At 70.8% G+C, this 12,882-nt stretch carries 5 protein-coding genes and 2 pseudogenes; 5 read left to right on the top strand and 2 right to left on the bottom strand.

Features of this window, described 5'->3' with window-relative positions:
• Positions 1-2: 2 nt before the first annotated feature.
• The 5 genes and pseudogenes from QMK28_RS26070 (at position 3) to QMK28_RS26050 (ending at position 12,039) form a co-directional block, all read left to right on the top strand.
• Positions 3-1,649: a condensation domain-containing protein gene (locus tag QMK28_RS26070; RefSeq protein WP_326442036.1), complete on the top strand. Its 1,647-nt coding sequence runs from the start codon at positions 3-5 to the stop codon at positions 1,647-1,649.
• A gap of 51 nt (positions 1,650-1,700) precedes the next feature.
• Positions 1,701-8,867 (top strand): annotated as a pseudogene (locus QMK28_RS26065) (amino acid adenylation domain-containing protein); the annotation flags it as partial.
• Between the two features lie 29 nt (positions 8,868-8,896).
• Entirely contained in the window at positions 8,897-9,907 is a 1,011-nt protein-coding gene (locus tag QMK28_RS26060) for a TauD/TfdA family dioxygenase (protein ID WP_326442034.1), read from the top strand.
• 13 nt (positions 9,908-9,920) lie between these two features.
• A complete protein-coding gene (locus QMK28_RS26055; RefSeq protein ID WP_326442033.1) occupies positions 9,921-11,168 on the top strand; it encodes an MFS transporter in 1,248 nt (415 codons plus the stop codon).
• Positions 11,169-11,274: 106 nt separating this feature from the next.
• Positions 11,275-12,039: a 2OG-Fe dioxygenase family protein gene (locus tag QMK28_RS26050; RefSeq protein WP_326442032.1), complete on the top strand. Its 765-nt coding sequence runs from the start codon at positions 11,275-11,277 to the stop codon at positions 12,037-12,039.
• Positions 12,040-12,093: 54 nt separating this feature from the next.
• Here the strand turns inward: QMK28_RS26050 and QMK28_RS26045 are convergent.
• Both QMK28_RS26045 and QMK28_RS26040 read right to left on the bottom strand, forming a co-directional pair.
• Positions 12,094-12,468, bottom strand: a pseudogene (locus tag QMK28_RS26045) (transcriptional regulator); the annotation flags it as partial.
• A gap of 31 nt (positions 12,469-12,499) precedes the next feature.
• Entirely contained in the window at positions 12,500-12,694 is a 195-nt protein-coding gene (locus QMK28_RS26040) for a hypothetical protein (protein WP_326442031.1), read from the bottom strand.
• Positions 12,695-12,882 lie beyond the last annotated feature (188 nt).

Here is a 12,882-nt window from a genome sequence, read left to right as displayed (position 1 = left end):
CTGTGTTCCCTGTGTCCTTCGCCCAGCGTCGGCTGTGGTTCCTCAACCGGATGGTGGAGACGGGCGCCGCCTACAACTCCCCCATGGCGTTCCGGCTGCGCGGCCCGCTGGACCGTACCGCCCTCGCTGCCGCGCTGGACGACGTGGCCGGCCGCCACGAGCTGCTGCGGACGGTGTTCCCCGAGTCCGACGGCGAGCCGGTGCAGCGGGTCCTCGACCGGTGCCCGCGGCTGGAGACCGTGCGGACGACGGAGGAGCGGCTGGCCGGCGCACTCGCCGAGGCAGCCGGGCACGCCTTCGACCTCACCGTCGAACTCCCCGTACGGGCCGAGCTCTTCAGCATCTCCTCCGAAGAGCACGTGCTGTCCCTTGTCATCCACCACATCGCCACCGACGGCTGGTCGACGGAACCTCTGCTGCGCGACCTCGCCACGGCCTACGAGACCAGGCACACCGGCCGGTCCCCACAGTGGGAACCGCTGCCGGTCCGCTACATCGACTACACCCTGTGGCAGCGCGAGCTCCTCGGCACGGAGGACGACCCGGGGAGTCTGCTGTCCCAGCAGCTCGGCTTCTGGCAGGAAGAACTCGCCGGCATCCCCGCGGAACTCGCCTTGCCATTCGACCGGCCCCGCCCGGCCGTCGCTAGCCCTGGATTTCGCATGCGCCGATTTGCTGCCCGGATATCTGGCGTTTCCGAGCGGTTTGGCGGGATGTTCGTCACCAGATCGATCACCTCAAGCACCGAAGGAGCGACACTCAGCCCCTCCAGCGATGCACGTGCGAAATCCAGGGCTAGCTATGCGGGCGGCTCGGTTCCGGTGGAACTGGACGGCGCACTGCACGCCCGGCTGATGGAGTTGGCACGGGAGAGCGGCTGCACGCTGTTCATGGCGCTGCAGGCGGGTCTGGCAGTGCTGCTGTCGCACTTCGGCGCCGGTACGGACATCCCCGTGGGCACACCGGTGGCAGGCCGGGCGGACGAGGCGCTGGACGACCTCGTCGGCTTCTTCGTCAACACCTTGGTCCTGCGCACCGACCTCTCCGGCGATCCGAACTTCGCGCAACTGCTGTCCCGCGTCCGGGAAACGGACCTCGCCGCGTACGAACACCAGGACGTGCCCTTCGAGAGGGTGGTCGAGGAGCTCAACCCCCTGCGGTCGCCGGCCCGCCATCCGCTGTTCCAGGTCATGTACACGCTGGAACGCGGAACGGGTCCCGCACTGGAGCTGACCGGGCGGGACAGCCGCACCACCGAGGTCGACTTCCCGGTGACGGAATTCGACCTCGCCTTCCGCTTCACCGAGTGCCAGGACGGCCTCCGGGCAGTGATCAAGTACAGCACCGGCCTCTTCGACCGGACCACGGTCGACGCCCTCGCCGCACGGCTGCGCCGCGTCCTCGAGGAGGCAGCCGACAGCCCCCGCCGCCCCCTCTCGCGCCTGGACGTCCTCACCCCGGCGGAACGCGTACAACTGCTCGGCGGCCCCCTCACCGACGCCGCACCGCCCGCGACGCTCCGGCACGACGCCGTCCAGACGGCCTTCGAGGCACAGGTGGAGAGGACACCGGAGGCGGTTGCCCTCCGGGCGGGCCGGTTGAACGAGGCCCCGCGAGCGCGTCCCGCGCTGCGCCGTTCCTCCGTCTGATCGTCGTCCGAACATCAGCGCCGCATGCGCACACAGCCTTGAGGAGATCTTGTGTTCCCGGTGTCATTCGCCCAGCGCAGGCTGTGGTTTCTCAACCGCATGGTCGAGACGGGCCCGGCATACAACTGTCCGTTGGCCGTGCGGCTGCGCGGGACCCTCGACCGCGCCGCCCTGGCGGGAGCGCTGGCCGACGTGATCGACCGGCACGAGCTGCTGCGGACCGTGTTCCCCGAGGTCGGGGGCGAGCCGGTGCAGCAGGTGCTGGACCCCGGGCCCGGGACACCGGAGCTGGTGGTCACCGGGATCAGCGAGGGCGAACTCGCCGGGGCCCTGTCCGGGGCCGCCGGACATGTCTTCGACCTGACGGCCGAACCACCGCTGCGTGCCGTGCTGTACGCGGTCGGCGAGGACGAGCACGTGCTGGGCCTCGTGGTGCATCACATCGCGTGCGACGGCGGGTCGTGGGCGCCGCTGCTGCGGGACCTGGCGCAGGCGTACGACGCCCGGTGCGCGGGAACGGCCCCGCAGTGGACGCCGCTTCCCCTGCGCTATGCGGACTATGCGGTGTGGCAGCGGGAGTTGCTGGGCTCTCCGGATGATCCGGAAAGTGTCATCGCGGGGGAAGTGGGTTTTTGGCGGGAGGTGTTGGCGGGGGTTCCCGGGGAGTTGGTGCTGCCGTTCGACCGCGCACGCCCGGCGGTGGCGAGCTACGCGGGCGGTGCGGTGCCGGTCACGCTGGACGCCGCTCTGCACGGCCGCCTGCTGGAACTGGCGCGCCGGTGCGGATGCACCCTGTTCATGGTCGTACAGGCAGGTCTCGCAGTACTGCTGTCCCGTCTGGGCGCAGGACCGGACATTCCCCTGGGAACACCGGTGGCCGGCCGTTCGGACGAAGCACTGGACGACCTGGTCGGCTTCTTCGTCAACACACTGGTACTACGGACCGACGTATCCGGCGACCCGACCTTCATAGAACTACTCGAACGAGTACGGGAAGCCGACCTCGCCGCCTACGAACACCAAGAAGTACCGTTCGAACGAGTGGTGGAAGAACTCAACCCCGACCGCTCACTCGCCCGCCACCCCCTCTTCCAAGTCATGCTGACGCTGGAGATCGGCCAGGGACCGGCCGTAGTCCTGCCGGGGCTCGAATGCGCCGAACAGCCGGTCGACTGGGACATCGCGAAGTTCGACCTGACCGTGGACTTCCAGGAACGACGGGACGCCACCGGCCGGCCTGCGGGGATCGGCGGCTCGCTGGAGTACGCGACGGACCTGTTCGACCGGGAAACGGTCGAGGACATCGCGGCCGCCCTGACGCGCGTGATGGAGCAGCTCGCGGCAGATCCGTCGGCTCCGGTGAGCGCGGTGGACCCGCTGTCCGCCGAGGAGCACCACCGGGTGCTGGTGAAGTGGAACGACACCGTACTGCCCACACCGCGGCAGACCCTCCCTGAGCTGTTCGAGGACCGGGCCGCGCGGACACCGCTGGAGACGGCGGTGGTCTTCGAGGACACCGGGCTGACCTACGCCGAGCTGAACGCCCGGGCCAACCGGCTGGCCCGCCGGCTGCGGGACCGGGGTGCCGCACCGGAGCGGGTGGTGGCCCTGGCGCTGCCCAGGTCGGCGGACTCCGTGGTGGCGATGCTGGCCGTCCTCAAGGCCGGGGCGGCGTTCGTCCCCGTCGACATCTCCTATCCGGCGGAACGCGTCACCCGTCTGCTGCGCGACGCGAACCCCGTCCTGGTGCTCACCGACTGCCGTACCGCATCCCTGCTGCCGCTGGGAGACCTCCCCCGGGTCCTGACGGACGACGCCGCCCCCGGGGCGGCCGGGGGATCCCCGCAGAACCTCGGCCTGGAGGTGCACCCCGCAAGCGCGATGTACGTCATCTACACCTCGGGCTCGACCGGGGAGCCGAAGGGCGTACTGACCGACCACGCGGCGATGCGCAACCTCTACGCCTTCCACCGCGACGGAGTCATCGCCCGGGCCGAGGCGTCCGGCGACGGGCGGCGGCTTCGGGTGGCCCTGACCGCGGCGCTGTCCTTCGACACCTCCTGGGAGGCGTTGCTGTGGATGGTGGCCGGTCATGAACTGCATGTCATCGGTGACGAGGTACGCCGTGACGCGGCGGCGATGACGCGGCACATCGCCGACGTGGGCATCGACGTCCTCGATGTCACGCCGACGTATGCGGAGCAGCTGGTGGAGGAGGGCATGCTCGACGATCCGGACCGCCGGCCGCGCGTACTGCTGCTGGGGGGCGAGGCGGCGGGCGCCGCACTGTGGGGCCGGCTCCGCGAAGCGAAGGACATGCTCTGCTACAACCTCTACGGTCCGACCGAGTGCACGCTGGACGCACTGTGGTGGGACACGGCGGACAGCGACAGCCCGCTGGTCGGCCGCCCGATCGCGAACGCGCAGGCGTTTGTGCTGGACAGCGGGCTGCGGCCGGTGGCCCCTGGCGTACGGGGCGAGCTGTATGTAGCCGGTGCCGGGCTGGCGCGCGGCTATCTGGACCGTCCGGGGCTGACGGCGCAGCGTTTCGTCGCCTGCCCGTTCGTGCCCGGTGCCCGGATGTACGCGACGGGGGACGTGGTCCGGTGGGACCGTGAGGGGCGGCTGGAGTTCATCGGCCGGGCCGACGACCAGGTGAAGATCCGGGGATTCCGGGTGGAGCTGGGCGAGGTGGAAGCCGCGCTGGCCCGGTGCCCCGGGGTGGCGCAGGCCGTGGTGGCGGCGCGGGACGACGGTCCTGGCGGCAACCGGCTGGTCGCCTATGTGGTGGCGGCCACGGAGAGCGGCATCGATGCGGGTGCGTTGCGCCGGCAGCTGGCCTCGGTGCTCCCGGATCACATGGTCCCTTCGGCCTTCATGGCGGTGGAGTCGTTCCCGGTGACGCGGCACGGGAAGCTGGACCGGGCAGCCCTGCCCCGGCCCGACTACGCGGCGGGGGCGGCGCCGGTCCTCGGTCAGCCGCGCGGCCCGCAGGAGGAGATCCTGTGCGGGCTCTTCGCCGAGGTGCTGGGTCTGCCGCGGGTCGGGGTCGAGGACAACTTCTTCGACCTGGGCGGACATTCCCTGCTCGCGACCCGGCTGATCTCCCGTGTCCGGTCCACGCTGGGCGTGGGGCTGGGGATCCGGGAACTGTTCCAGACTCCCACCGTCGCCGGGCTCGTCGCCGGGCTCAGCCCCGCTGCCCGTGCGGCGCGCCCGGCCCTGCGGGCGGCGGTCCGCCCGGCGGCCGTGCCTCTGTCGTTCGCGCAGCGGCGCCTGTGGTTCCTGAGCCAGTTGGGGCAGGGGGCTGACTACAACTGCCCGGTCGCCGTGCGGTTGTACGGACCGCTCGACCTGGACGCGCTGGGGGCGGCGCTGACCGATGTCGCCGCCCGCCACGAAGTGCTGCGGACCGTGTTCCCCGAGCGGGACGGGGAGCCGTACCAGCTGGTCCTGCCGCCGGGCGCCTCCGTGGTGGAGATCTGCGTCACCGCCTGCGGACCGGCCGGACCGGCGGGGGCCCTCGAAACCATGGGCCGCCAGGAGTTCGACCTCGCCACCCAGCCACCGCTGCGCGTCGCGGCGTTCGCGGTGGGCGACGAGGAGCATGTGCTGGGGCTGGTGCTGCACCACATCGCGTGCGACGGGTGGTCGATGGAGCCGCTGCTGCGGGACCTGGCAGCGGCGTACGGGGCGCGGTGCGCGGGCCGGGCTCCGGAGTGGCCGGCGCTGCCGGTGCAGTACGCGGACTATGCGGTGTGGCAGCGGGAGTTGCTGGGCTCTCCGGATGATCCGGAAAGTGTCATCGCGGGGGAAGTGGGTTTTTGGCGGGAGGTGTTGGCGGGGGTTCCCGGGGAGTTGGTGCTGCCGTTCGACCGCGCACGCCCGGCGGTGGCGAGCTACGCGGGCGGTGCGGTGCCGGTCACGCTGGACGCCGCTCTGCACGGCCGCCTGCTGGAACTGGCGCGCCGGTGCGGATGCACCCTGTTCATGGTCGTACAGGCAGGTCTCGCAGTACTGCTGTCCCGTCTGGGCGCAGGACCGGACATTCCCCTGGGAACACCGGTGGCCGGCCGTTCGGACGAAGCACTGGACGACCTGGTCGGCTTCTTCGTCAACACACTGGTACTACGGACCGACGTATCCGGCGACCCGACCTTCATAGAACTACTCGAACGAGTACGGGAAGCCGACCTCGCCGCCTACGAACACCAAGAAGTACCGTTCGAACGAGTGGTGGAAGAACTCAACCCCGACCGCTCACTCGCCCGCCACCCCCTCTTCCAAGTCATGCTCCAACTGCAGGAGGGCGAGGACGAGACCCTGCAACTGGCGGGTCTGGTGGTCCGCGACGAGCCCGTCGCCTTCGACGTGGCGAAGTTCGACCTCCGGCTGGACCTGACGGACCGACGGGATGCGGACCGGGCCCCCGCCGGGCTGGAGGGCGTGCTGGAGTACGCCACCGATCTCTTCGACCGCGCCACCGCCGCCCGGATCGCCGCGGGTCTGCTCCGGGTGCTGGAGCAGGTGGCAGCCGATCCGGCCCGGTCCGGCGGCGCCCTTGAGCTGCTCTCGGCCGAGGAAACCCGTCAGATCCTCGTCGAGTGGAACGACACCGAGACCGAGGTGCCCGACCGGACGGTGCCGGAGCTGTTCGAGCAGTGCGCGGCCCGGACGCCGGACGCGGTCGCGGTGGTCTGCGGGGATCTCGCCCTGTCCTACAGGGAGTTGAACGAGCGAGCCGACCGGCTGGCCCGTCGGCTGCTGCGGCTGGGGGCCGGTCCTGAGCGGTTGGTGGCGCTCGCGCTGCCACGTTCGACGGAACTGGTGGTCGCGCTGCTCGCGGTCCTCAAGGCCGGGTCCTGCTATCTGCCGCTGGACACGGAGCAGCCGTCCGAACGACTGGGCAGGGTCCTGCGGGCCGCCTCACCGGCCTTGCTGCTGACCGTGGGCGCCCTCGCGGACCACCTGCCCGACGACGTACCGGGGACGGTCACGGTGATCCTCGACGGCCCGGATACCGCCGCCGCCACCGTGGCGCGCGGGCACGTCAGCGAGAACGTGACGGACCGGATCGCCCCGCCGGACCCCCGTAGCCCCGCCTACGTCATCTACACCTCCGGATCGACCGGCGAGCCCAAGGGCGTGGTCATCGAACACCGCTCGCTCAGCCTCTACCTGGCCTGGGCCAGGCAGGCATACCCGGCGGTGCGCGGGCGGGCGCTCGTCCACTCGCCGGTGGCCTTCGACCTGACCGTGACGGGCATCTGGGCACCGCTGACCTCGGGCGGCGAGGTGCACCTGGTCTCGCTGACCGACGACACGGCAGCAGGTACCGACAGCGCCCCGGCCGCTGTCCGGCAGCCGACGTTCGTCAAGGCCACCCCGTCGCACCTCACCCTGTTCGGCGTGCTGCCGCCCGAGTACGCGCCCTCCGGGCAACTGGTCCTGGGCGGTGAGCTGCTGCTCGGAGCGGCGCTGGACGAATGGCGGGCGCGGCACCCCGGGGTCACCGTGATCAACGAGTACGGGCCGACCGAGACCACGGTGGGCTGCGGCGAGTTCCGTATCGAGCCCGGCGACAAGCTGCCCACCGGCGGCATCACCATCGGGCGGCCGATCTGGAACACCCAGTGGTACGTGCTGGACACCGCGCTGCGGCCGGTGCCGGCCGGGGTGACCGGCGAGCTCTACATCGGCGGCGGGCTCCAGGCGCGCGGCTATCTGAACCAGCCCGGGCTGACCGCGACGCGATTCGTCGCCAACCCCTTCGGAACCGCCGGGGCGCGGATGTACCGGACCGGAGACCTGGTGCGGTGGCGGCCCGACGGGCAGGTGGACTTCGTCGCCCGGGTCGACGACCAGGTGAAAGTCCGGGGCTTCCGGGTGGAACTCGGTGAGATCGAGTCGGTGATCGCCGGGCGACCCGGGGTGGCGGGCGCGGCGGCCCTGGTGCTCGACGACGGCCGGCTGGTGGCGTACGCGGTGCCGGCGGCGGGCCGGCAGCTCGACAGTGCCGCGCTTCGTACCCAGGTCGCCCGGATGGTGCCGGAATACATGGTGCCGTCGAGGATCGTGGTGCTTGACCGGCTGCCGGTGACGAAGAACGGCAAGCTGGACCGAAAGGCGCTGCCCGCCCCGGAGCCGCTGGCCGCCGTGCCCGGCCGTGGCCCCCGGACCACGCGCGAGGACGAGCTGTGTGCCCTGTTCGCCGAGATCCTCGGCCTGGAGCGAGTCGGTGTCGACGACAGTTTCTTCGACCTGGGCGGGCACTCGCTGCTGGCCGTGCGACTGGTCTCCCGGGCGCGGACGGCGCTCGGGGCGGCGCTCGGGGCGGCGCTCGGCATCCAGGATCTGTTCCACTCGCCCACCGTCGCCGGGCTGGCCGCACGGCTGGAGTCCGGGGCCGGTGGCCAGGACGCGTTCCCGTGCCTGCTCCCGCTGCGGACCGGTGACCGGCGGGCCCCGCTGTTCTGCGTGCATCCGGGGGCCGGGATCGGCTGGGTGTACTCGGGACTGCGGGACCGGCTCGACCCGGAACTCCCGATCTACGCGCTGCAGGCCAGGGGGCTGAACGCCCGGGCCGCGCAGCCGGAGAGCGTCGAGGACATGGCCAGGGACTACGCCGACCGGATCCGCGCGGTCCAGCCGTCCGGGCCGTACCACCTGCTCGGCTGGTCGTTCGGCGCGGTCGTCGCCCACGCCATGGCGGCGCGCCTCCAGGACCAGGGCGAGGACGTCGCGTTGCTCGCCTTGCTGGACGGCTACCCCGCCGAGCGGGACGACTCCCACGGCAACGACGCGCACGACGACTCGGAGATGCTGGCCGAGCTCCTGGTGTCGCTCGGGTACGAGGCGCCCGGCAAGCCCGGTGACCCGCTGCGGATCGCCGATTTCGTCGAGTTGGTGAGCGGCGGGGACGGACCCCTGGCCGGCCTCGGCACAGACACGATCGCGGCCATGGGCGCGACCTTCGTCACCAACGTCACCCTGGCGAACCGTCACCTCCCGCCGCGGTACCGGGGCGACGCGGTGTTCTTCACCGCCACCCTCGACGCGGCCGACGGAGAATTCGCCCAGAAATCATGGGCGCCTTATGTGACGGGCCAGGTCGAGAATTACGACGTCGAATGCGCGCACGGCGACATGATGAGCGCGAATCCCCTCTCCGTCATGGGCGCGATCATCGACGGAATGCTGAGTGCCCGAAACATATGACGCCCGCTCGACCGGCAGGAAAACCCATCATGGAACTCGGAGGAACAATGCTCAATGCCGCGCGCACCGCGCACCGGATACCAGGAGATGCCGTCCTCTCATTCACGGACGAAGAGGCGGCGGACATCGGGCGCGTCGCCCGCCGTCTGGCAGCGGCGCCGGAAGAGGTGGACACCGATGCCTGGGTGGTCACCGCCCGCGCCGCCTGGGAGGACCTGCCGGCAACGTTCCGCCGCCGCGTCCGCGCATTCCGCCGGGACTCCGGCCGGAGCGGCGCCCTGGTGATACGCGGCCTGCCGGTGGATGACGTGACCTTGCCGAAGACCCCGTCGGCGGGCGGCTCGGTGCAGCGCGCCGCCAGCGTCCCGGCCGCGCTGCTGCTGATGACGGCCTGCGGCCTCGGCGATCCGGCGGCGTTCCTGGCGGAGAAGTCAGGAGCGCTGGTCCAGGACGTCGTGCCGGTGCCGGGGCAGGAGGACTTCCAGGGCAACGCCGGGTCAGTGGCCCTGATGATGCACAACGAGAACGCCTTCCATGAGCACCGTCCGGACTTCGTGCTGCTGCTGTGCCTGCGTCCGGACCACGAACGCGTGGCCGGGCTGCTGACCGCGTCGATCAGGGAGGCGTTGCCACTGCTGTCCGGGCGGGCCCGGGACGTGCTGGCCCGGCGCGAGTTCAGCACTCACCCGCCGCCCTCCTTCGGCTCCGGCGGCGGCCCGGTCCCACGCCACGCGGTGCTGACCGGCGACCCGGCCGATCCGGACGTACGGGTGGACTTCGCGGCGACACACGGCCTGACTCCGACGGCGAACGCGGTGCTCACCGACCTCAAGGCGGCCCTGCACGAGGTGTCGCGCACCGCACAACTGCGCTCCGGCGACCTGGCGATCGTCGACAACCGGGTGACGCTGCACGGCCGGACGGCGTTCCGGCCCCGCTACGACGGCCGGGACCGCTGGCTCCAGCGCACCTTCGCACAGGCCGATCTCAGGCGCTCGCGCCACCTCCGTCCGCACGACGGCTACATCTTCGCAGGGTAGGAGGGATACGAACATGCTCGGGCAGACCACCGGTGCCTTGCGCCACCGAGATTTCAGACTGCTGTGGCTGGGCGAGTCGGTCAGCCAGACCGGCAGCGCGGCGACCAAGGTCATGCTCCCGTTGATCGCGGTGACGACCCTGAACGTGGACTCGTTCACGATGGGCCTGCTGAACGCGGCGGCCTGGGTGCCATGGCTGGTGATCGGCCTGCCGGCCGGGGCCTGGATCGACCGGGTGAGACGCCGCCCCGTGATGATCGGCTGCAACATGGCCTCGGCGGCACTGCTCTTCTGGACCATGGCGGCGGCCTGGCTCGATGTCCTGACGGTGGGCCAGCTTCTCGCTGTCGCTGTTCTCTCCGGCGCCGCCAATGTGTTCTTCGTCGCCGCCTACAGCGCCTACATTCCCTCCTTGCTGCCGCCGGACGAATTGACCGACGGCAACGCGAAACTCCAGATGAGCGAGTCGGCGGCGTACGTCGTCGCCCCTGGCGCCGGGGGCGCACTCGCACAGGCCGGCGGCGCGGTCGTCGGCTTCCTCGCGGACGGCCTGACCTTCTTGCTGTCGGCGGCGCTGCTGACGAGAATCCGGTCGCGCGAGAGCCCCGTCGCCAAGAGCCCCCGGGGCGAGCGGGCCCTGGGCCGGGAGATCCGCGAGGGGATCAGGTTCCTGGCGGGGGATCCGTACCTCCGGACGATCCTGGTCTGCGACGCCGGTATGAATCTGTTCCTGGCCGGTACGCAGTCCGTGGAGATCGTGTTCCTGAGCCGCACGGTCGGGCTGAGCGGCGGCGTCATCGGCGCGCTGGTGGCGGCGGCGAGCATCGGCGGCGTTCTGGGCGCCATGCTCTCCCCCTGGCTGGCCCGCACCGCGGGCACGGCCAGGGCGGTACTGCTGTGCGCGTTCTGCGGAGGCCCCTTCGGCCTGCTGATCCCGCTGACCAGCGACGGTCTCGGCCTGCTCGCCTTCCTGGCCGGCGAGTTCTGCCTCACCGCCTGCATCGTCGCCGGGAACGTGGTCATCGTCAGCTTCCGGCAGTCGTACTGCCCGCCCGGGATGCTGGGCCGGGTCAGCTCGAGCATCCGTTTCCTCATGTACGGCACGCTTCCCGTCGGCAGCCTCCTGGGCGGGGCGCTGGGCGGGGCACTCGGCGACCGCGACGCACTGTGGGTGCTCTACCTGGGAAACGCGCTGTGCGCGCTGTTTCTGCTCCGGGGGCCGCTCCGGACCGGGCGGGCGCTCCCGGTCTCCACCGGCTGAGCAGAATCCACCACCGACCGCATTCATTCATTCATTCATTCATTCATTCATTCAACGAGGGTTCTCTGCGGAACCGTCGCTTCCTATGGGGGACAGAAGTATGACCATGGCACCTTCGGAGCTTTCGAAGAACGGATACGACCGCTGGGACCTGGCCGACCATTTCGGCCTGACCGAGGCGGACGAGAATTACCAAGTGCTTCGAGCCTCTTACGACAACCTCCCCTCCGACCCCTACGCACCCGGTTCCGGCCGGCACCGCAGGTATGCCCGGGGCGTCTTCCTCCCGTGGTCGAAGGAGTTCTTCTGGATGCCGGCGACCGAGAGCCAGGCCCGCGAAGGCATGAACGGCTACTACCAGGGCGACAACAACCCCGAGTATGTCGGCGTGGTGCGGGAACTGCCCGCCATCAGCCCGGAGATCTGCGACAACCCGCTGCTCCTGGACCTGATCCGGTTCGACTTCGAGCAGACCCGCTGGAGCCAGGACGACGCCGTCTGGCCGCTGTACGTGGGCGTGCACCTCATCAAGCTGCACGTCGCGGACGACGGGGGGCAGGCCGTTTCCTCCCCCAACGAGCTCCACCAGGACGGCGAGCCCTACGTCTTCTGCCACATGATCTACCGGGACAACGCGGAGGGCGGCAACAACGTCATCGCCACGCCCGCCCACCGCGGCAAGCAGCCGCAGGAGGTCCCGGCGCACGACCTCCTGGCCGAGTTCGAGCTCCACAAGCCGCTCGAGTCGTACGCCATCGCTGACGATCTGGTCAGCCACTACGTGGCGCCCATCCGCAACGCCGGCGCACCGCGGCCGGGCGAGCGAGCGATCCTCCTGGCCGACTGGGTGCCCATGCGGCACCGCGTCTGAGCCCTGTTCAGGAGAGCCGCCGGCTGGTTGCCAGTCGCGCAGTGGTGTCAGGCACCCCGGTGGCACGTTGGAGACGTACGTCCGGCAGATGCGGGTCCGCTCGTACAGCGCGTAGAAGTCCTCTTGCGCTTTGCGCATGCCGCCCTGGTGGAGCCGGCGCCACTCCAGGTACATCGAGTCGACCGCGCGGGCGGTGGCGATCAGGTCGTCCGCCTGGTCCTCGGCGTCGCAGGCCGCGCACCAGGTGCGGATGTCCGTGTCGGAGGGCGGGGCCTCGGCTTTTTGGATGCGGGTGGTCTTCGCGGGGTGCCGGCCGCACCGGGCGGAGGGCTCGCGCCCGGTGCGGCCGGCGTCCTTGCGCGGGTGCTGCAAGCGCACGGCGAGCGCTTGACGGGCACCTTGGGCGCTGGATGAGGGAGAAGCTGGCACCGCCGGCGCGCAGGCCTGCGAGTCGGCGGTGCTACGTGTTGCCCCAGGTATCGGGCCCGTCCCCGCGCCACTCCACCGCAGCGGGATTGCGCAGCGATGCCTGGCCGGGGCCCAGACCGGCCAGGCGCAGGAACTCGACCAGGTCTTGGGGTAGCACGGCCCGCCCGACGAGTTCGCCGTCCACGGTCACCCGGCGGTCACCGTCCAGCAGGGGGTGAACCACCACACGCGCTTGCTGATCCATTCCCCCATCGTTCACTGCCGTCCCGTCCGCCGCACCTCGTGACTGAAGCTCCGCCATCTTGATTCTGGCTGGTCAGGGCCTCTGGTGTGATGGCGGGTGAGGCTGCTCGGGCTGGTGGTGGGGCAGTGTCCAGCATGTAGATCGTTGGGCAGGGCGGTTCGCCTGTTCCG

The organism is Streptomyces sp. H27-D2 (genome assembly GCF_035828615.1).
Classification (GTDB): domain Bacteria; phylum Actinomycetota; class Actinomycetes; order Streptomycetales; family Streptomycetaceae; genus Streptomyces.
The sequence above is the reverse complement of the archived record's forward strand: the minus strand, read 5'-3'. Positions and strand labels throughout refer to the sequence as shown.

Excerpts from the sequence above, each read along its gene's own strand:
- QMK28_RS26050 (WP_326442032.1), top strand. The coding sequence starts at position 11,275 with ATGGCACCTTCGGAGCTTTCGAAGAACGGATACGACCGCTGGGACCTG.
- QMK28_RS26060 (WP_326442034.1), top strand. The coding sequence starts at position 8,897 with ATGGAACTCGGAGGAACAATGCTCAATGCCGCGCGCACCGCGCACCGG.
- QMK28_RS26055 (WP_326442033.1), top strand. The coding sequence starts at position 9,921 with ATGCTCGGGCAGACCACCGGTGCCTTGCGCCACCGAGATTTCAGACTG.